Source organism: Novosphingobium sp. TCA1 (assembly GCF_009811895.1).
GTDB classification, from domain to species: domain Bacteria; phylum Pseudomonadota; class Alphaproteobacteria; order Sphingomonadales; family Sphingomonadaceae; genus Novosphingobium; species Novosphingobium panipatense_A.
The window spans coordinates 223,133-243,135 of record NZ_BLJH01000003.1 but is presented as its reverse complement, the minus strand read 5'-3'; the positions used below and the strand labels follow the sequence as shown (position 1 = coordinate 243,135).

At 66.4% G+C, this 20,003-nt stretch carries 19 protein-coding genes and 1 tRNA gene; 2 read left to right on the top strand and 18 right to left on the bottom strand.

From position 1 onward, the window contains the following. Window positions 1-7: 7 nt before the first annotated feature. The 4 genes from NTCA1_RS06360 to NTCA1_RS06345 form a co-directional block, all read right to left on the bottom strand. On the bottom strand, window positions 8-874 hold the full coding sequence (locus NTCA1_RS06360) for an NAD(P)-dependent oxidoreductase (RefSeq protein WP_159829378.1): 867 nt from the start codon (window positions 872-874) through the stop codon (window positions 8-10). A gap of 117 nt (window positions 875-991) precedes the next feature. Further along, window positions 992-1,594, bottom strand: a complete 603-nt coding sequence (locus NTCA1_RS06355) for a superoxide dismutase (protein ID WP_086491751.1) — start codon at window positions 1,592-1,594, stop codon at window positions 992-994. Window positions 1,595-1,914: 320 nt separating this feature from the next. Then, window positions 1,915-2,202: a hypothetical protein gene (locus tag NTCA1_RS06350; protein WP_086491752.1), complete on the bottom strand. Its 288-nt coding sequence runs from the start codon at window positions 2,200-2,202 to the stop codon at window positions 1,915-1,917. Between the two features lie 94 nt (window positions 2,203-2,296). Then, on the bottom strand, window positions 2,297-2,566 hold the full coding sequence (locus NTCA1_RS06345; RefSeq protein WP_086491753.1) for a GlsB/YeaQ/YmgE family stress response membrane protein: 270 nt from the start codon (window positions 2,564-2,566) through the stop codon (window positions 2,297-2,299). Window positions 2,567-2,745: 179 nt separating this feature from the next. On the opposite strand from NTCA1_RS06345, the gene NTCA1_RS06340 reads away from it, so the two are divergent. Both NTCA1_RS06340 and fahA read left to right on the top strand, forming a co-directional pair. Next, a complete protein-coding gene (locus NTCA1_RS06340; RefSeq protein WP_159829376.1) occupies window positions 2,746-3,495 on the top strand; it encodes a TonB family protein in 750 nt (249 codons plus the stop codon). Between the two features lie 118 nt (window positions 3,496-3,613). Continuing rightward, on the top strand, window positions 3,614-4,930 hold the full coding sequence (gene fahA / locus NTCA1_RS06335; protein WP_159829374.1) for a fumarylacetoacetase: 1,317 nt from the start codon (window positions 3,614-3,616) through the stop codon (window positions 4,928-4,930). 49 nt (window positions 4,931-4,979) lie between these two features. On the opposite strand, the gene NTCA1_RS06330 is transcribed toward fahA, so the two are convergent. From NTCA1_RS06330 to NTCA1_RS06265, 14 genes are all read right to left on the bottom strand, one after another. Beyond that, the gene (locus NTCA1_RS06330; RefSeq protein ID WP_159829372.1) at window positions 4,980-5,903 is read right to left on the bottom strand and encodes an NAD(P)-dependent oxidoreductase; all 924 of its coding nucleotides are present in this window, start codon (window positions 5,901-5,903) and stop codon (window positions 4,980-4,982) included. Beyond that, window positions 5,903-7,033 carry a glutamate 5-kinase gene (gene proB / locus NTCA1_RS06325; protein ID WP_159829369.1) on the bottom strand — a complete coding sequence of 377 codons (1,131 nt, stop codon included), beginning with the start codon at window positions 7,031-7,033 and terminating at the stop codon, window positions 5,903-5,905. Before proB ends, NTCA1_RS06330 begins: the two co-directional genes overlap by 1 nt. Before the next feature lie 76 nt (window positions 7,034-7,109). Then, entirely contained in the window at window positions 7,110-8,042 is a 933-nt protein-coding gene (locus tag NTCA1_RS06320; protein WP_086491757.1) for a DMT family transporter, read from the bottom strand. A gap of 25 nt (window positions 8,043-8,067) precedes the next feature. Next, entirely contained in the window at window positions 8,068-9,123 is a 1,056-nt protein-coding gene (obgE, locus tag NTCA1_RS06315) for a GTPase ObgE (RefSeq protein WP_086491837.1), read from the bottom strand. A 161-nt stretch (window positions 9,124-9,284) separates the two neighbouring features. Beyond that, window positions 9,285-9,360: transfer RNA gene (locus NTCA1_RS06310), tRNA-Ala, on the bottom strand. A 182-nt stretch (window positions 9,361-9,542) separates the two neighbouring features. Continuing rightward, a complete protein-coding gene (locus NTCA1_RS06305; RefSeq protein WP_159829367.1) occupies window positions 9,543-10,283 on the bottom strand; it encodes a hypothetical protein in 741 nt (246 codons plus the stop codon). A gap of 118 nt (window positions 10,284-10,401) precedes the next feature. Next, complete coding sequence (locus NTCA1_RS06300) at window positions 10,402-11,142, bottom strand: Bax inhibitor-1/YccA family protein (RefSeq protein ID WP_086491759.1); 741 nt, start codon at window positions 11,140-11,142, stop codon at window positions 10,402-10,404. A gap of 148 nt (window positions 11,143-11,290) precedes the next feature. Further along, a complete protein-coding gene (locus NTCA1_RS06295) occupies window positions 11,291-12,100 on the bottom strand; it encodes a pyrroline-5-carboxylate reductase (protein WP_159829360.1) in 810 nt (269 codons plus the stop codon). Between the two features lie 110 nt (window positions 12,101-12,210). After that, window positions 12,211-12,717, bottom strand: a complete 507-nt coding sequence (locus NTCA1_RS06290; RefSeq protein ID WP_236549124.1) for a YbjN domain-containing protein — start codon at window positions 12,715-12,717, stop codon at window positions 12,211-12,213. 187 nt (window positions 12,718-12,904) lie between these two features. Continuing rightward, window positions 12,905-14,869 carry an SPOR domain-containing protein gene (locus NTCA1_RS06285; protein WP_236549123.1) on the bottom strand — a complete coding sequence of 655 codons (1,965 nt, stop codon included), beginning with the start codon at window positions 14,867-14,869 and terminating at the stop codon, window positions 12,905-12,907. Between the two features lie 156 nt (window positions 14,870-15,025). Further along, the gene (gene ftsZ, locus NTCA1_RS06280; RefSeq protein ID WP_159829316.1) at window positions 15,026-16,609 is read right to left on the bottom strand and encodes a cell division protein FtsZ; all 1,584 of its coding nucleotides are present in this window, start codon (window positions 16,607-16,609) and stop codon (window positions 15,026-15,028) included. Between the two features lie 168 nt (window positions 16,610-16,777). Further along, a complete protein-coding gene (ftsA, locus tag NTCA1_RS06275; protein WP_086491763.1) occupies window positions 16,778-18,058 on the bottom strand; it encodes a cell division protein FtsA in 1,281 nt (426 codons plus the stop codon). Then, a complete protein-coding gene (locus NTCA1_RS06270) occupies window positions 18,058-19,047 on the bottom strand; it encodes a cell division protein FtsQ/DivIB (RefSeq protein WP_086491764.1) in 990 nt (329 codons plus the stop codon). Before NTCA1_RS06270 ends, ftsA begins: the two co-directional genes overlap by 1 nt. Continuing rightward, window positions 19,044-20,000 (bottom strand): D-alanine--D-alanine ligase, encoded by a 957-nt coding sequence (locus NTCA1_RS06265; protein ID WP_159829314.1) that lies wholly within the window; start codon window positions 19,998-20,000, stop codon window positions 19,044-19,046. The genes NTCA1_RS06270 and NTCA1_RS06265 overlap by 4 nt, the downstream gene beginning before the upstream one ends. Window positions 20,001-20,003 lie beyond the last annotated feature (3 nt).

Below are 20,003 nucleotides of genomic sequence, written 5' to 3'. Positions count from 1 at the left end.
CGACTCCTCAGCCCTTAGCCGTATCGATGGTATGTTCGGCCATGATCGCCCAGTCGCGATCCGCGTGGCCTGCCGCGATCGCCTCACCCATGCGGGCGTGGACGGCATCGAGCATCGGCAGGCTGCCCTGCGTTCCCTTCGCCGTTTCCGCCGCCAGTTCGCGGGCCAGCCGCAAGTCCTTGAGGCCGAGTACCGCCTTGAAGCCCGGCTCGTAGCGCTGCTCGGAAATGATGCCCGAATAGTTCTGGTAGACGCGGTTGCCGAACAGCGTGCCCAGCATCAGTTCGAAGAACTTCTCGCGCGGCAGCCCCTTGCCTTCGGTCAGGACGACGGCTTCGGCCATGCCTTCGATGGCCATGGTGATCATCATGTTGCAGGCGATCTTCGCGGCATTGGCCAGCGTAGGGTCCTCGCCCATGTCCCAGACCTTGCCCGCGATCGCCGCGAAGACCGGTTCCAGCCGCTCGGCAAGTTCGGCAGGACCGCCAAGGATGATGTTTAGCTGCCCCGCTGCCGCCACGTCGGGCCGGCCCAGCACGGGGGTGGAGAGATAACCGACACCCGCCGCCGCATGGCGCTCCACCAGTTCGCGGGCGAAGGCGATCGAGATCGTCGAGCAGACGAGGTGGACCACGCCTGCGGGCGCCGCGTCCAGAACCCCGCTGTCCAGCAGGACCTCACGGATCGCGCCGTCTTCCGAAAGCATCGTCAGCACCGCGTCGCCGGCAAAGGCCTCGGCCGGGGAGGCTACCATCTCGACGCCCTCCACTTCGCCGCCGGAGCGGTTCCAGGCACGCACCCGGTGCCCCGCCGCCGCCAGATTGCGCGCCATGGCGCTGCCCATGGCGCCGAGACCGATGAAGCCGATATCCATAGTGATTTTCCCGATAAGAAGAGGCCGTAAATGCCGCGGGCCGGATCGCGCTTCGCAGCGGCGACCCGGCCCGGTTCAGTTTGTTACAGCAGCCTTACGGCCGCCACCCGATCAGGATCAGGCCGGGTAAGCCCAGACCGTGCCGCGATCGAAGTTGTCCGATGCGAACTTCCAGTTGATGAGGTTCTCAAGCACCGTCTTCACGTAAGCGGGGCGCTTGTTCATCTGGTCGATGTAGTAGGCGTGTTCCCAGACGTCGATGGTGATGAGCGGGTTGACGTCGGTGGTGATCGGGGTGCCAGCGTCGTGGGTCGAGATGACCTTCAGCTTGCCGCCGTCGACGACCAGCCACGCCCAGCCCGAGGCGAAGTGGTTGACGGCTTCGTTCGAAAGCGCTTCGAGCAGGGCGTCGAGCGAGCCGAAGTCTGCATTGATCGCGGCCAGCAGGCTTTCGCTCGGCGCGGTCTTCTCGGGGCTCAGCGAGTGCCAGTAGAAACCGTGGTTCCAGGTCTGGGCGGCGTTGTTGAACAGCGGACCCGAAGCCGAGCGGGTGATGTCCTCAAGCGACTTGCCGGCGTTCTCGGTGCCTTCGATGGCGGCATTGAGCTTGTCGACGTAGGTCTTGTGGTGGGCGCCGTGGTGGATTTCCAGGGTCTTCGAAGAGATGTGCGGTTCGAGCGCGTCCTGCGCGTAGGGCAGCGGGATCAGGGAAATGGTCATGGCTGTCTTCCTGTTTCAGGTTATCAAAGGGTTGAGCCGCACCCTGAACGGGCGCGTGGAATGGCGTCGAACTTTCGGGGGCTATGTCTGCCCTCTTGCCCGACAATTCAAGCGTCTATCGGCGGCATTTTGATTGTGCCGGTTAAAGGCGGGGTTTCCTTGCCCGAAAAGCCCCGTCCTGATGAGTCGGTTTGAAAACTTGCGATACGAGTGTTTCGCGGCACCGACCTTATCCGAACCGCATCATTCCCCCAAATCCAACGCAAGAAGGATGGCGAACCCGCCATCCTTCCCGTGTCTTCTCGCAATGAACGAAGAGATCAGTTCTGCTTCTTGATCTCGTCCGCCTTGTTTTCCAGCGCGTCAGACTTGGCTTCGCCAGCGGCTTCTACCGCATCGGCCTTTTCTTCCACGGCTTCGGAAGCTGCGCCGGTCATCTGGTCTGCCTGGTCGCGCATGGCGTCGGCCGTGGCATCGGACGACTGCTCGACGGCGTCGGCCTGCTGTTCGGTGGCATCGTCCGCCTTGTTGTTGCAGGCCGCAAGGCCCAGCGATCCGGCAGCGACGACAGCGATCATGGCAAGACGCGAAGTGGTTGTGGCTTTCATGTCAGGCTTCCTTATCCCTGTTGAAAAGGCGCGTTTGCGGTTGGAGGACGCGCCACCTCCTTGGCGACCTTCTGAAACCGGTCGCATAGGTGTTTTAGCGGATCGAACCGCGACGGAACAGGTTCACGATCGCCAGCAGCACGATCGCGCCCAGGAACGAAGCGAAGAGCGACATGATGTCGAACGCGCCGCTCGTAATGGGCGCACCGCCGATCAGCGGGGTGATGAGCAGACCAGCGATCAGAGCGCCGACAACGCCGACGACAACATTGAGAAAGACGCCCTGCTGAGCATCCGTGCGCATCACGATCGAGGCCAACCAGCCGATGACGCCGCCGACCAGGAGAATAAGAAGTAGAGTCATTGTTGCTTCTCCGAAATTGTGTCGTTGGCGGAATAACGATGTTGCAAGATCAAGGTTCCGCAAGCACCGCAACCATTCGTCGCGGCCCTGCCGTCATCCGATGTCTCTTCCGCGACGGGGAGCTTTCGTGGCCTGCACTTGTTTCCAGAGGGATGTGGGAACGACAGGAGAAGGCACGCTTGCAGGTTCCGGCGTCCAACCGCTGGCTTTCCGCCCTGGCCTCGGCAGCGGTCGTAGGCGGCGGCCTGGCGGCGCTGGCACTGGGGCTTGGCGTGGATATTCCGGCGCTGCCGGTGCGGGCCGCCCTGACCGCGATCACGACCATGCCAGAGCGGCCACCTCCGCCCCCTCCACCGCAAATCGAAAAGCCCGCCGCCGCACCGAAGGATCGGCCCGCCCCTGAAGGCCGCAAGGGCAGCGCCGCGCCCGTCACGGCGCCGCCTCCGCGCATCGTCCTGCCGGTTCGTCCGCCGATTATCGCCGCGCCGCGCCCCGGCGAGGGTACGCAATCCTCACAGGGTGCAGGCGCGGCGGGCACCGGCAGCGGCGCGGGAGGAAGCGGTGACGGGATTGGCGGTGACGGGATTGGCGGTGGCGGAAAGGGCGGAGACGGCGCCGGTACGAACGCAAGCGTCGCCGCCTATCCGCGCCAGACCGCCGGGCGCATCCATTTCTCCGACCTTCCGCCGGACTTGCGCAAGTCGCGCGAGGGCGCCGACATTACCGTGCGCTACCGCATCGGCGTGGATGGACGGGTCAGCGGCTGCACCGTCGTCACCTCCAGCGGCCGACCGGACCTCGATGCCGGAACCTGCCGCCATATCACCGAACGCTTCCGCTTCCGGCCCGCCCGCGACGCACAGGGGCGCCCCGTCCCTTTCGTCATGACCGAAACCCACGGCTGGGACGACCGCGAAGAGGGGCCGTGACGTAGCGATTCGGACCCGGCGAAACGGTTGCCGCATTTTCCGAGTCATCAGGTGATTCCACCTGATTGGAAAACGCTCTAGGGAAGCGCCACCAGACAACACGGTAGAGGAGAATCCCATGGCCACGATCGACGAAACCCATGACCCCGCGCTGCGGTCCTGGGTGGCAAGCGCGAATGGCCACGTCGATTTCCCGATCCAGAACCTGCCGCTCGGCGTGTTCTCCCGCGCCGGAGAAGCGGCGCGCGGCGGCATCGCGATCGGTGAGATGATTCTCGACCTCGCCGCGCTCGCCGCATCGGGCCTGCTTGCGGGCGATGCCCTGGAAGCGGCCCGTGCCGCCTCGGGCGAGACGCTCAACCCGCTGCTGGCACTGGGCGCCGGTCCGCGCCGCGCGCTGCGCCGCCGCGTCTCCGCACTGCTGGCGGAAGGCGCCGCCGAGCTCGCGCAAGTGGAACCGCTGCTGGCGACGATGGCCGACGCGACGCTCCACCTGCCCGCGCGCATCGCGGACTACACCGACTTCTACGTCGGCATCCACCACGCCACCAATATCGGCAAGCTGTTCCGCCCGGACAATCCGCTGCTGCCCAACTACAAGCACGTCCCCATCGGATACCACGGCCGCGCCTCCACGGTGCGGGCGAGCGGCGCCCCGGTGATCCGCCCCAACGGCCAGACCAAGGCGCCCGATGCCCAAGCTCCCGCGTTCGGCCCGATCGCCCGGCTCGACTACGAACTCGAACTCGGCGTGTGGATGGCGCAGGGCAACCGCCTCGGCCAGCCGATCCCCATCGGCGAGGCACTGGATCACGTCGCGGGCCTGAGCCTGCTCAACGACTGGTCCGCACGCGACGTGCAGGCCTGGGAATATCAGCCGCTCGGACCGTTCCTGGCCAAGAACTTCCTCACCACCGTCTCGCCCTGGATCGTGACGATGGAGGCGCTCGCCCCCTTCCGCATTCCGCAGCCCCCGCGCCCCGAAGGCGATCCCCAGCCCCTGCCCTACCTCTGGAACGAAGCCGACCAGCGCGAGGGCGCGCTGTCGCTCGACCTCGAAGTGGGCCTCAGCACCGCAAAAATGCGCGAGGAAGGCCTTGCCGCCCGGCGGCTCAGCCAGGGTCCGGCCAGCAACATGTACTGGACCATCGCGCAGATGGTGACGCACCATGCCTCGAACGGCTGCGAGATGAACCCCGGAGACCTGCTGGGCACCGGCACGATTTCCGGCCCGGAAGACGGCTCGCAAGGCAGCCTGATGGAGATCACGCGCGCGGGCCGCGAGGCTGTGACCCTGCCGACCGGCGAGACGCGCACTTTCCTTCAGGACGGCGACGAACTCATGCTGTCAGGCCGCTTCGTGGCCGCAGGGGCAGTCTCGATCGGGTTCGGACCCTGTACCGGCGTGGTTCAGGCGGCGCCTGCACTGGCATGACGGGATAGGGGGAGGGGTGCTCCGCGGCGCCCCCCCCTCCTCGGCCTTCTCAAAGCCAGTCGTTCGCCCGATACCACTCGGCCGTGGCCCGCAGGCCGTCGCGCGTATCGATGCGCGGCTGCCAGATCGCGGCGGGCACGGCCGCCTCCTGGCCGACGACCCAGTCCGGGTGGCTGAAATAGGCGGCGCGATCGGCGGTCATCTTCGCACCGTCACCGCGCAGGAAACGGTCCACCTTGGCCACCCTGTGCAGCGTGGCCGCCGAAAGCGAGAGCACGCGCACGCGGCGGCCCACGGCGGCGCCGATGGCGCGGGCGGTTTCGGCATTGTCCCAGCCATGCGGCTTGCCGTCGTCGGGTTCGAAGAGCTTGCCGGTCACGTCCTCGCCGCCCGGCACCAGCGCCACCAGCAGGCGGGCCAGGTCCTCGACGTGGATCAGCGAGGCCGCTCCGCCCTTCGGCACCGGCACCAGGCCCCAGCGCGCGGCGCGGAACAGCTCGAACATTTCCTTGTCGCGCGGGCCGTAGATCGCGGGCGGGCGCACGATGGTCCAGTCTAGCGGGCTGGCGCGCAGCAGCTTTTCGGCCTTCGCCTTGGAAGCGCCATAGTCCGAAAGCTGCGGCTCGCGCGCCGAGAGCGAGGAAACGAAGACGAAGCGGCGGATCCCCTTGGCCACCGCCGTCTCGATCAGGTTGAGCGTGCCGGTAACGTTGCCCGCCTCGAAACCGGCGGCATCGGGCGCATTGACGACGCCCGCTACATGCAGGATCGCCTCGGCCCCGCGCGTAAGCTCGGAGAGCGAGGCGGTGTCGCGCAGTTCGCCGCGCACCCAGGTGACGTGCTCGCGCGGCTCCTGTTCGCGGCGCGCGAGGGCGCGCACTTCGTATCCGGCGGCCACGGCTTCATCGAGCAGGCTCTGGCCGACGAAACCGGTGGCACCGGTCAGGGCGATAGTGGGACGATCGAGTTCCATCACTTCAAAACAAGCTGGTCGCGATGCACGACGGATGAACGGGGCGAGTAGCCGAGCACTTCGGCCTGCTCGCTGGAGTGAAGTCCGCGAATCGCATCGCATTCGCCCGCGTGATATTCGGAAAGCCCATGCGCGACCACGCGCGCCCCGGCATCGACGATCGCCACCGGATCGCCGCGCTCGAAATGGCCTTCCACGCCGGTAACGCCCTTGGCCAAAAGGCTCGATCCGCGCAGGAGCGCTGCGGCGGCGCCCGCATCTACGTGAATGCTGCCCTTGAGGCGCAGCCTGCCGCCCAGCCAGGCCTTGCGCGCACCGGCCCGGCGGCGCGGCAGGAACAGCGTGCCGATGCCCTGCGCCATGATCCGCTCCACCGGTCGGTCGTGCTGACCATTGCCGATGACGAGGCAGATACCCGCCAGTTCGGCGATCTCGGCGGCCTGCAGCTTCGATACCATGCCGCCCGAGCCCATGCCGGAGTTCGATTCGGCGCTGGCCATGGCGTGGACTTCCGGCGTCACGCCTTCGACCACCGGGATCATCCGCGCGCCCGGCTCCTTCGGATGACGGTCGTAGAGCCCGTCGATATCCGAAAGCAGGAGCACGGCGCTGGCCTGCGCGGCCTGGGCGACGCGGGCGGCGAGGCGGTCGTTATCGCCGAAACGGATTTCCTGCGTGGCCACCGAATCGTTCTCGTTGATCACCGGCACCGCGCCCGCATCGAGCAGGCGGGTCAGCGTGGCGGTGACATTGAGATAGCGGCGGCGGTCTTCGAGGTCGTCGAGGGTCAGCAGCATTTGCGCGGCGGTAAGGCCATGGCTGCCGAGCAGTTCCGCCCAAAGGCCGGACAGCGCGATCTGCCCGACGGCAGCCGCCGCCTGGGCATCCGCCAGCGAGCCACGTCCGCCCTTGTCGAGCCCCAGGGTGGCCGCGCCCAGCGCGATCGCACCGGAGGAGACGACGATTACGTCCTGCCCCCGTGCCCGCGCTTCGGCGATTTCGGCCACCAGCGCGGTCAGCCATTCGCGGCGCACCCCCTGCTTTCCGACGAGCAGCGCCGAGCCCACCTTGACGACAAGGCGGGGAGCCAGGGCTCTGTCGGAGAGATCGGAAAGGCGCGATACAGGCATGGAGGCAGAGCCTCTAGGACAGTTGCCGCCTTGTGGAAAGCACTTGCGCGTGCCCCTGCACTTCAGGCCCCGTATTTCAGCCGGTGCGCTTCGCCTGCCGGGCGCGGAACATCTCGTGCCCGCTCACCAGCAGAATGCCGGCCATGACCATGACCGCGCCGCCGATGAAGGCGGGTTCGAGCCGTTCGCCCAGCAGCACCACGCCGAAACCCACGCCGAACAGCGGGGTCATGAACGAGAGCACGCCGAGCCGCGAGGCGAGATAGATGCGCAGCATACCGAACCAGACGAGCAGGCTGATCAGCGAGACGAAGACGATCTGGAACGCCATGCTGAGCGCCAGCATCGGCGTGATCGTGACGGCGGTCTGCCCCGCCGTCAGCGCCAACAGGCTCAGCAGCACGAAAGCGCCGAGCAGCTGATAGAGCGTCGTCACCGTGCTCGGTGCCTGCGAGAGGCGCGAAAAGCGAAGGGTGAGCGTTGTCGCCCCCCAGGCCGCACCCGCGCCGATGCCCATGAGATCGCCGATCCAGGCCGAGCTGCGGTGCGATGCCTCCCCCGCGCCGCCCAGGAACGAGACGGCGACCCCGCCGAAGGCTGCGGCGATGCCCAGCCATTGCAGCGGGCTCAACCGCTCTTCCGGCAGGCCGAAATGAAGGCCCAGCGCCGTGAAGATCGGGGCCGTATAGAGGAAGATGCCCATGTGCGAGGCGCTGGTGAAGCGCAGCCCTTCACCCATGAAGAAATATTCGAGCGCAAAGAGCGCGCCGATCGCGATCCCCGGCTTCCAGGTGCCGCCGCGCAGGGCATGGCTTTCGCGCCGGGCGAAGACCAGTGCGGCAATGAACAGGGCGGCAACGCCCGAACGCAGCGCAATCTGCAGGACCGGCGCCATGTCCGGCGCCGCTGCCTTGAGCGCGGTCTGCTGGAGGCCCCAGATCGCGCAGAGCCCGATCATCATGGCCGCCGCGCGGCCGTCCACCGGCCTGCGCGCGGCTGCTCCCGTCATGCCCTATCCCGCTTTACGCGGTCGCTCAGAGCGGCGACCACGGCTTGTCGTCGGCTTCCTCGCGCTCGCCTTCGGGGCGTTCGGTCACCGTGGCGGCAGGCAGATAGTCGATCACGGCATCCAGCAGCTTCGACATGCCCTTGCCCGTGGCACCGGAAATCGGGAAGACCTCGTGGGCGCCTGCCTTGAGCAGTTCCTTGGCATATTCGGCGGCCAGGGCATCGTCGACGAGGTCGATCTTGTTGAGCGCGACCAGGCGCGGCTTGCCTTCCAGATCGCCGCCGTAGGCTTCGAGTTCCTCCTCGACGATGTGCATGGCCTCGACCGGATCGGCATTCGAGATGTCGATGAGATGGACCAGCACGCGGCAGCGCTCGATATGGCCGAGGAAACGGTCGCCGATGCCCGCGCCTTCGGCCGCGCCCGCGATCAGGCCGGGAATGTCGGCCAGCACGAACTCGCGGTTCTTGTGCATGACGACGCCGAGCTGCGGGCGAAGCGTGGTGAAGGCATAGTCGCCCACTTTGGCCTTGGCGTTCGACAGCTTGTTGATGAAAGTGGACTTGCCCGCGTTCGGCATCCCCACCAGGCCCACGTCGGCCAGCAGCTTGAGACGCAGCCAGACCCACATTTCCTGTGCCGGGATGCCGGGCTGGTGCTGGCGCGGCGCGCGGTTGGTGGAAGTCTTGTAGCTGGCATTGCCGCGCCCGCCCATGCCGCCTTCCAGCAGGGTCACGCGCTGGCCCGCCTCGGTAAGGTCGGCCAGGACCGTCTCGCGATCCTCGTCGTCGACGATCTGGGTGCCCACGGGAACCTTGATCACAAGTTCCTTGCCCTGCGCGCCGTTGCGGTTCTTGCCCATGCCGTGGCCGCCGCGCGGGGCCTTGAAGTGCTGGGTGTAGCGGAAGTCGATCAGCGTGTTGAGACCGGCCACGGCCTCGAACACCACGTCCGCGCCCTTGCCGCCGTTGCCGCCGTCGGGACCGCCATACTCGACGTATTTCTCGCGCCGGAACGAAACCGCGCCGGGGCCGCCTCCGCCCGAACGGATATAGATCTTGGCCTGATCGAGAAAATGCATCGTATTGGTTCCGGCGCGTTCAAAGACGTTCAAGGGCGAAGGACGAATGGCCAGAGCCATGTCCATCCATCGCGGATAAACAAAAAACCCGGCCATGTCGCGTCAAACGCCTCATGCCGGGGGAGATCCGGTCTAACCCGGATCGCTTCAGATTATCATACTGGTGGAGCCGAGGGGGATCGAACCCCTGACCTCGTCATTGCGAACGACGCGCTCTCCCATCTGAGCTACGGCCCCGTTCCAGTATCTTCGCCAGACGACAAGCGCCCTGCGACGCGCTCCCTTAGCGAACTGCCCCTGCTCATGAAAGAGCAAAAATGCCTTCGCGCCAAATTCCGCGCATCGGAAGCGGCAGGGAGAAATCGGCGGCGGGACGCGGCTTTGATCGCCGCTCCCCGCCCCCCGAATGCCACTTCAACTCAGCGCGCGGAAGCCTGCTGCACGGAAGCGGGCGCCACGGCCACAGGCGTGGTCACGCCCGGCGCGCTGGCCGAAGCTCCTGCGCCGTAACGCGCTTCCCAAGCCGCGAGATCGGCGCGGTACTGGTCGTAGCTGTTGAAGAATTCCTTGAACGGCGCTTCCGCCTTGGCCAGCCCGGTGACGGCGAAACCGTCAAGCTGCCCGGCGGGAAGCGCCTGCAGGTCGACCGCCAGCCCCATCGCCGCATTGCACAGCGCGGGCACCACCGGAGGCAGCGCGAAGAAGTTGTAGACCTGGGTCTGGTAGGATTCGCGTTCGCGCACGGACTTCGCGCCGAAACGGGTGCGGAATTCCTTGTCCAGCGCCTTGTTGGCCGCCGTCAGGCTCTTGGTGTGCTTCTTCAGGAAGTCCTTGTAGCCGGCCAGGATCGGCTCGTACTGCGGCCCGATGCAGTTGAGCGCGGCGACGTTGTAGGCCGAACGCAGGTTCCACAGGGCCTGGGCCGAAGAGATGCCGGTGTTCACGGTGCGACGCGAACCGTCCACGGCCACGGCCGGGATGATCATGTTCGGCGATGCGCCGAGCGGCGGCATCGGGCGCGGCGGAATCACGACCACGGGCGGCGGCGGCGGCGGTGCGACCGCCACTTCCTTGGGGCCGCAGCCCGAAAGCAAGGCGACGAGCGAGCCCGTCATCAGCGAGAGGCTGCGCAGAACGCCTCTTTTCTTCAGGTTAACCACCCCGGACACTCCAATTTCACAGAATTGCCCGATTCTATCCCGTCTCGACTCCAATGAAAATGCCCGGTGCGACGAATCGCACCGGGCATGATCGCTTGAACCGTCAAAAAACGGTGGATTAACGGCGGTCGCCCAGGAAGCTCAGCAGGAACTGGAACATGTTGATGAAGTCCAGGTAGAGGCTGAGGGCACCCATCACCACGGCCTTGCCGATGAATTCGGTGCCGCGAAGCTGGGCGTACTGGTTCTTGAGCATCTGGGTGTCATAGGCGGTAAGACCAGCGAAGATCAGAACGCCGAGCACCGAGATCGCCAGTTGCAGCACGGTCGAACCCACGAACAGGTTGATCAGCATCGCGATCAGGATGCCGAACAGGCCCATGATCAGGAAGGTGCCGAAGCCCGAAAGATCCTTCTTGGTGGTGTAACCCACGAGGCTCAGGCCCGCGAAAGCGGCGGCCGTGGCGAAGAAGGTCGTGGCGATCGAGGTGGCCGTGAAGACCAGGAAGATCGTCGAGAGCGAAAGACCCATGACCACGCAGAAGCCCCAATAGAGCATCTGCACCGTCGAGGTCTTCATCCGGTTGAGGCCGAAGTTCATCGCCAGGACGAAGCCCAGCGGCGCCAGCATGACGACCCAGCGCAGCGGGGTGCCGAGCACCTGCATCGCCATGCCGGAATTCGCGAAGAGCACCGCCACGATGCCCGACAGCAGCACGCCCGAGGCCATGTAGTTGTAGATGGACAGCATGTAGCTGCGCAGGCCCGCGTCATACGTGGCCCGGCCTTCCGTGCGTCCGTCAAGGCTCGGAGACGCACCGAAGCCCGTGCGGGGCTGGGGGTCGTTCCAATTCGCCATTTCAAACTCCTTTGGCGGGCGCCAGCGAAATGCGGCGCCCGGACGGTTTGAATATCGGCTGTCCGCCGTCCGAATTCAAGAAAAACCGGAAGCGTGACTTTGTGTCAAAATGTAAAGAACGTCCGAAACGGACCGGACAATTGCCCGATCAGCTTCTACGCGCTTCGGCCGCCATTTCGGCATTGCGATCGCGCGAGGCCGTCATGGTGGCGGCGATCAGCGCGGCCAGCGCGCCGTCGGCGTCGAGCACGTTCATGCCCGCACGGGTCGAACCGCCCGGGCTGGCCACCTTGTCAGCCAGTTCGCCGGGCGAAAACGGGGAGGCCGCAGCAAGCTGGGCGGCGCCTTCCACCATCGCCACGGCCAGCCGCTGCGACTGTCCTTCGTCCAGCCCCAGCGCCGCACCGCCCGCCGCCAGCGCGTCGATGAAACGGTAGACGAAAGCCGGGCCGCAACCGGCCAGCGCCGTGACGGAATCGAACAGATCCTCGCGCGCCAGCCATTCCGGCGTGCCGAGATGCGCCATCATCGCCGTGACGGCGGCGCGGCCGGTCTCGTCAAGACCGCGCGAATCCAGCGCGATCGGGGATTTGCCGATAGCCGCCGCCAGATTGGGCATGATCCGCACGACGGCGCCCGCATCGGGGAAGCGCGCGGCAAGGCTGTCGAACTCGACGCCCGCCAGGATCGAGAAAAGCACGGTGCCCCGCCCGACCAGAGGCGCGATTGCCGGAGCGGCTTCGTCCAGCCCCTGGGGCTTGATGCCGAGCATGACCGCATCGAAACGGCCTTCGCGCGGCAATTCGCGCAGCAACGTGACACCTTCCGGCACATCGGCGCGGCGGGGATCGACGACCGTGAAGCACGACGCGGGAATGCCGCCCTTCAGCCAGCCTTCGAGCATGGCACCGGCCATGTTGCCGCAGCCGACCAGAAGGATGTTACCGAAGCGCTCCATGTCATTCCCCTTGCGCAAATTCGCACGATGCCCCGGCGCTTAAGCGACGGACAAGGGACTGCCAAGGGCCAATGACCTGATCATCGCCGGACCAGCGGATAACCCCGCACTCAGGCCTCTCCGGCAGCGTCGATCATGGCTGCGGCCAGCGCCTCGGTGGGCGTCTTGTCGCCCCATAGGATGAACTGGAACACCGGGTAAAAGCGGTCGCACTCCTCGATCGCGGCCTCGACCACGGTCTGTGCCTGGCCGGGACCGAGCAATCCGTCCTCGCCCAGCATCAGGCCGTGGCGATAGAGCACCACGCCGCTGCTGGACCAGGTGTCGAAGTGCCCGACCCAGAGCTGCTCGTTGATGAGCGCCAATGCCTCGAACATGGCCTGCCGCTTGCTGTCGGCGATGCGAATGTCGGGCAGGCAGAGCAATTGCAGGACGCGGTCTTCCACCCGCCAGATCGCCTGGATCTGGTAAGTGGCCCAGGCGCCCTTCACTTCGGCGGAAATCTCGTCCTCGCCCGCATATTCGAATGCCCAGTCGCGCGCTTCGAACAGCGACGCCAGCATTTCGATCGGGGCGGATTCGTCCTCCCGGCCGATGTCGTCCTGTACCGTCCTCATGATTTCCGACATTTGCCCTCCGCGACGCGACAAGCCATGGATGCTTTGACTGGGGGGGCAAGCACAATCCGGGGCACGCGATCGCCTGCGCAAAACTCCACTAGCCTGTTCACAGGATGTGGATAAGGCCGGACGCTCCCGAATTCGGGTGACCCGAGATCAGGCCCCCGCTCTCAGGTGCCAGCCCTCACTTGTCCGAAAGCGGATCGACCACCTGCCCGGCCGGGCTCGTCCATGGCAGGGCATCGCCGAAGCCCTGCTTCTTCGCGTCGGCCAGGAAGAGATTGGCCGCCTTGGCGGTCGCGAACGGGCCAACGAGGATGCGATTGGTCCGCCCCATGTCGCTGACATAGGCCTCGCGCCCCTTGAACAGGGCAGGCGCCTGCTTGTTGTAGCGCCGCCAATCGAAGGCGATCGCCGCCTTGTCCCGCCCGACCCCGATCTGGACCCAGATCCGACTGGGGTGCGCAGGCGGCGCGGGCTTCTTGGACTTGGCGGCCTCAGCCTTGGTCTTGGCCTTGGCATCCACCTTTTCGTCTTCGGCCTTCGCGCCCTTGTTCGTCCTGGAATCGGCCTTTGCCTTGGCATCGGTCTTGTCCGCAGCCTTGGGCGCCTCCGGCTCGGGCTTGGGAAGGTCGATCTTCGGCGCAGGCGGACGCGACGGCTCGATCTGGCGGATATCGACCGCGCCCGATGTCGGCATGATCTGCATCGTCGGCTTGCCGAGGTCGGCGAAGATCTGTTCGAGCGAAAGCTGCTGGGCGTTAGGCTCGGGCGGTGCTTCCGCCGCCGCTGCCTTGACGGGCGGATTCGCGGCTGGCGGGGGCGATGACGCAGCGGGAGCCGCAGGCTGGTTCGGGGAAACCCGCGCGAGGTCGAAACCGGGGGTTGCCGCCGGAGCCTGCGACGCGGCCGCCGTGCGCGCCGGAAGCGCGGCAGCGGGCTTGGCTTCGGTGGCGGGTGGGGTAGCCGGTTTTGCCGCCGCAAGCGTGCTGGAGGAAGAGACGGCCGGAAGTTCGCCTTTGGGCTTTACCGGAGGCAGTTCGCCGGTCGCGGCATCGTTGCGCTCGATCGTCGGCATGGGTTCGGGCGGCGCCACGCGAGCAGGTTCCGGCGCCGCCGCAGCCGGGGTGCGCGAAGACGTGCTGCGCCCGCCGCCGATGCGATAGGAATCGGCAGCGGAAACCGCAGAGCCCCCCGTTCGCGGGCCGACCTTGGTTTTCGCCTTTGCAGGCTTGGCGGCCTGCGCGGGACGGGACTTGGCCGAAGCGGCGCCTGTTCCCAGCGCTTCACCGCGCGGCACGAGGTTCGCGTCGGCGGAAGCCACCTGTACCGGGCGATAGGCGGCGATCCGGGCGTCGTCATGCCCGATTTCCGAAGCACGCGGGAACTTGCCGAGGTTGGCGGCGGCGGCCTGCTGGGACCGCGTCAGGCGCGGCATGTAGCGCAAGTAGGGCGCAATGTTCTGCGCAAGCTGCGGCGGCAGGATGGTGTTGGAAACCTCCACCGCCTGCTTGGTATCGCCCGCGATGGCCAGCGAGAAGGCGCGCGTACGCCAGCCCGGCTTGTCCTGCTTGCGCAGCAGCGGCATGATCGTTGTTTCGGCAGCCTGCGCATCGCCTGCGATCGCCTGGCTGATCGCCAGGCGCATGCGGACTTCCTCGTCGTTCGCGCCGCCGAGCGCCAGCGCGTAGTATCGCTGGGCGGCGGCATTGTCGCCGACGAGGTCGTAAGCGAGACCGCGATCCGACGCGAGCTGGCTGGGGCTGGCCCCGGCCTTTTCCGCCTCTGCGAAGAGCGGCAGCGCCGCAACGGGATCGCCGTTCTGGGCCAGCGAGGCCGCAAGCCCCGCCTTGACCCGCGCATTGCCCGGCGAAATGTCGTCGGCGCGGCGGTAGAAGCCGATCGCGGCTTCGAAATCGCCAAGCCTGCGGGCGGAATCACCGGCATCGAGCAATGCGGAAACGTCTCGGGGGTCGCGGCCGAGCCGGGCCAGCGCGGCATTGAGCTTCTGCTGGTCGGCGCTCGGCAGGGCCTGCACGACCGGCGCCGCCAGCGCCGCGACAGGAATGGTCATGACAGGACCGGCCAGTGCGATACAGGCGGCCGTCGTGGCCAGCCACTTGCTCGAAACCCTCTGACGTACCCGCAAGATCCGAGAAACCTCTTTAAAAACGCGCAAAGGCCCGATGCGAATCGGGCCTGCCGGATGCGACTGCAATTCGATGGATCGCGGCTTTGCGACCGCGATCATGAACCTTGAAGAAACGGGCGGGAAACGGCCTGCACCGCATCCCGCCCAGTTCTCTTACTGGTTGTTCTGGCGCCCGAGGAAACGCGGGATGCTGATCGAGGCGCCGTCATCCTCGTCGCTGCCGGTGGGCTCCGCCGGGGCGGGCTTGGGACGCGAAAGGCTGGTCATGCGCTCGAACAGCGTGCTGCCGCCGCCGACCGGACGCGCCGGAGCGGGGGGAACGGGCGCTGCCTGGACGGGTGCCGGCTGGACTGGCGCCGATTGGGCCGCCTGAACAGGGGCACGGACCGGGGCCTGAGGCTCTGCCTGACCGCCGAGCAGAAGCTCATCCTGCTGGCGCGAGGTCGACTGGCTGGCCGCACCGAGATCGAGCGGCTCCGAACGCTGGCCGTTCAGACCGGCATAGGCGGCAGGCGCTTCCTGCGTGACTTCCTCGCTGGCGCCGAGTTCGAGTTCGAAAGGCTCATCGGCCTGCTCGGAAGCAGGGGTCGAGAGTTCGAACGGCTCGGAGGCCGAAGCGGCGGGAGCCTGCGGGATCGCCACTGCCGGAACCGAAGCCGGGGTGACGAGCGGCGCGGGCGCGCTGGGAACCGGACGCGAGACCATCGGGCGAACCGGGCCGCGCGAGGCGCTGAGGTTCAGCGGGCGCGAGGCGATTTCGGCCATTTCCGAGGTCTGCTCGATGCCGGTCGCGACAACCGAGACGCGGATCTTGCCCTGAAGGTCGGGGTTGAAGGCCGAGCCCCAGATGATGTTGGCGTCGGGATCGACCAGTTCGCGGATGTGGTTCGCCGCTTCATCGACTTCGAGCAGCTTCATGTCGTCGCCGCCGATGATCGAGATGATCACGCCCTTGGCGCCCTGCATCGACACGCCGTCGAGCAGCGGGTTCGCTATGGCGCGTTCAGCCGCTTCGAGAGCGCGGTTCGGGCCTTCGCCCTCGCCCGTGCCCATCATCGCCTTGCCCATCTCGCCCATGACCGAGCGGACGTCCGCGAAGTCGAGGTTGATGAGGCCCGGCATGATCATCAGGTCGGTGATCGAGCGCACGCCCTGCTGGAGCACTTCGTCTGCCAGCGAGAACGCTTCCTTGAAAGTGGTGTCCGCCTTGGCGACCAAGAACAGGTTCTGGTTCGGAATGACGATCAGCGTGTCGACGTGCTTCTGAAGCTCTTCGATGCCCGCATCGGCAGAGCGCATGCGGCGCGTGCCTTCGAACATGAACGGCTTGGACACGACGCCGACGGTCAGCACGCCCTTGGCGCGCGCGGCCTGCGCGATGATCGGCGCGGCGCCGGTGCCGGTGCCGCCGCCCATGCCGGCGGCGATGAAGACCATGTGGACGCCTTCGAGCAGGCGCTCGATATCCTCGATGGTTTCTTCTGCGGCAGCGCGCCCCACTTCGGGGCGAGCACCCGCACCAAGGCCCTGGGTGATCTCGGGCCCGAGCTGGATGCGCGTTTCCGCGATCGAATTGTTGAGCGCCTGCGCGTCGGTATTGGCAACGACGAAGTCCACGCCCTCTATCTGGGCCTGGATCATGTTGGCGATGGCGTTACCGCCCGCACCGCCTACGCCGATGACGACAATCCGCGGACGAAGCTCTTCGATCGCCGGCGGTCCGATGTTGATGCTCATTTCGTTCTCCTGGCAGGCACGTGCGCGAAGAAATTTACCTTGACTAGCCTGATTGCACGGTTGCCTTCATCTAGGCAAAGCGTGCGAGCCTGTTGTCCACAGCCGAAACCGCGAATTCCGGCCAATCCCGCCATCCCTGTCGCAGGGATTGCACGACTGGCCAGATGATCAAAAGTATTCCCTCAAGGCTTTATAGATGCGATTGACTACGCCCAGCCCGCTGTAACTGACTGTACCTTGACGGTTCTTGCCGAAAGTGCGGATGTCGATGGGGTCCGCGGCGGCATAGAGGACGAGGCCGGCCAAGGTCGAAAAGCCCGGTTTTACATGGGCTTCGGCCAGGCCCGAAAGATGCGGCACGCGGCCGATGCGCACCGGCTTGCCCAGTGCGGCCTGTGCATAGTCCGCCAGTCCCACAAGTTCGGCGCCGCCGCCGGTGAAGACCACTTGCTTGCCCCGCTGCGCATTGAAGCGCATCAACTTGAGCGCCTTGTTTATTTCTTCCATCAGGATACCGAGCTGACCCGTGATCACGCCGATCAGTTCGGCGCGCGGGATGCGGTTCTTGTCGTCGGCATGGCGGGCGATCGGGCCGGTGCCCTCCTCCCCCGGCGCATTGACGGGAATCATCTCGCGGTGATCGTGCGGGCTGGCGATGGCCGAGCCGTTCACGCATTTCAGCCGCTCCGCCTGGAAACGCCGGATGCCGAAGGCCGAAGCGACCGCATCGGTAATGTCCGCCGAGCCCATCGGGATCGAGATCATGTCGATCAGCAGGCCATGCGAATAGACCGCGACATTGGTGACTTCGGCGCCGAATTCGACAAGCGCCACGCCAAGATCGCGTTCCTCAGGGGAAAGGCAGGCCTGACCCGCCGCGATGGGGGAGCCGACAACCGCCTCGACTTCGAGGTGCGCGCATTGCACCGCCTCGGTCAGGTTGCGGATCGGCGCGCCGTCCGCCAGCATGATGTGGATGTCCACGCCGAGCCGCTCGGCATGGAGCCCGGTCGGGTTGCCGACGCCGTGGGCACCGTCGAGGCGATATTGCGCGGGCTGGGCATGGAGCACCATGCGCCCGTCCGGCTGGATCACCTCACGCGCGGAGATCAGCAGCTGGTCGATGTCCTCCTGCTCGATGCGGCGACCGCCGATCTCGGCATCGAACTGGTCGATACGGCTGGCCAGCCCTGCCCCAGAGCAGCCGATCCAGACTTTGGTGACGCTGGTGTCGGCCATCTTTTCGGCCCGGTCGATGGCATCGCGCACCGCGTAAGTCGCCGCGGCCATGTCGGTGACGAAACCGCGCTTGATGCCCTGGCTGGCACGGTGGCCCGAGCCGAGCACGATCATGTCGCCCATCTCCGACATGCCCGCGACGATCGCGGAAATGCGGAACGAGCCGATGTTGACCGCGCCGAACACGCGGGTGATGCGAGGCGGCGCCATTACTGTTCCTCCGCCGCCACGGCGGTCGTGGGAGCCGTGGCGTTAACTGCCGATGGGCTCGCTTCTGCACCGTTATGCGGCACTGCCCCCGCCTTCATCGCCAATTCCTGTCCTTCGCCGTCCGGCACCCGCAAGTAGATGCGGTCCTTCGCGCGCATGTCGATCGCCGTCACTTTGCCCCCGATCAGGCGGTTGGTGCCGTCGAGCCTTGCGAAGGTGACGAGCGCACCGGCCGATTCCGTGTCCCCTTCCGGCAGGGCGAGCACTTGCCCGGTCTGAAACGTCAGGTTCCAGCGGCGGTTGCCGATCCATTCGGCTTCCTGCACTTTCGGCTGGAGCGCGGGCGCGGCTTCCAGCAGATGCCCGAGCTGCGTCACCTGCTGGCCCGCACCGGGACCGGAGACGATCAGCTTGCCCTTGGCGTCCTTGCGGTTGATCGCCTCAAGCTCCTGCCCGGTCTCGTCGATCAGCATGAAGCGATCGGCCTTGCGCAGCACGGCATGGGGTTCACGCTCGACGATATCAATCACCAGCGTGTCGGGAAGCTGGCGCGAAACGCGTGCGTCCTTGACCCAGGAAAGCCCCAGCAATTCGCCGCGCAGCCCGTCGAGATCGACCTGGGTCATCGCCCGGTCGCGCTCGGCAAGGGCCTTCTCGTAGACTTTCAGCTCGTTGAGGTTCTTCACCCCGCGCACTTCGACGCGCTTCACCTCGAACCCGGCATCGGCGGCCACTTGCGCGAACTGCTTGCCCGCCAGCATCGGCACCCCCGCCGCATTGGCCACGACCCAGACGAGCAGCCCCGCGCCGCCGAGGATGGCGACGAGGAAGATCTTGTGAAGCTGCTCCTCGGTGAAGGGCAGCCAGCTCATCAGGCTATCGACGGCGCTGCCGCCGGTCGCCTTGGCCTGGCGCACCTTGGCCTTGGTATTCTGGGCGGCGGCCGCCTTTCGCGCTGTCTTCGGCTTGCGCCGGATCGTCTGGCTCATTTGCCCCCCTTGGCGACCTTTCCGGCATCCGCCAGCGCTTCGGCAATGATAGCCTCGACGAGATCGGGGTATTCCATGCCGCAGGCGCGCGCCTGTTCGGGAACGAGGCTTAGCGGGGTCATCCCCGGCTGGGTATTCACTTCCAGCAGGAACAGCCCCTCGACGCCCTGCGTGTCGTCCCAGCGGAAATCGGCGCGGCTGGTGCCCTTGCAGCCGAGCAACTGGTGGGAGCGCAGCGCGAGGTCCTTGCAGGCCGCGGTGATCTCGTCGGGGATTTCCGCCGGGCAGACGTGTTCGGTCATGCCGTCGGTATACTTGGCGTCGAAGTCGTAGAAGCCGGACTTGGGCTTGAGTTCGGTGACCAGCAGAGCGCGGTCGCCAATCACGGCAGTCGTCAGCTCGCGCCCGCGAATGAAGGGCTCGGCCAACAGACGGTCGAATTCCTGCCACGGGCCCTTGGCGTCCCTAGCAATCGGATTGCCATAGTTGCCTTCGTCGGTGACGATGGCGACGCCGACCGAAGACCCCTCGTTGACCGGCTTGAGCACATAAGGACGTGGCAGCGGATCGCGCTCGTGGATCGTGGCGCTCTCGACGATGCGGCCGCCCGGCATCGGGATGCCGTGCGGCACGAGCGCCTGCTTGGTCAGCTCCTTGTCGATGGCGATCACCGAAGTGGCGAGGCCCGAATGGGTGTAGGTCAGGCCCATCAGGTCCATCATGCCCTGCACCGTACCGTCCTCGCCCGGCGCGCCGTGGAGCGCGTTGAACACGACGTCCGGCTTCGCCTCCGACAGCCGCAGCGCGACATCGCGGTCCATGTCGATGCGGGTGACCGTGTGGCCCTTGGACTCGAGCGCCTTGGCCACGCCTTCGCCGCTCATCAGCGAGACCGGCCGTTCGTTCGACCAACCGCCCATCAGAACCGCGACGTGGAGTTTGGAGAGGCTCACTGG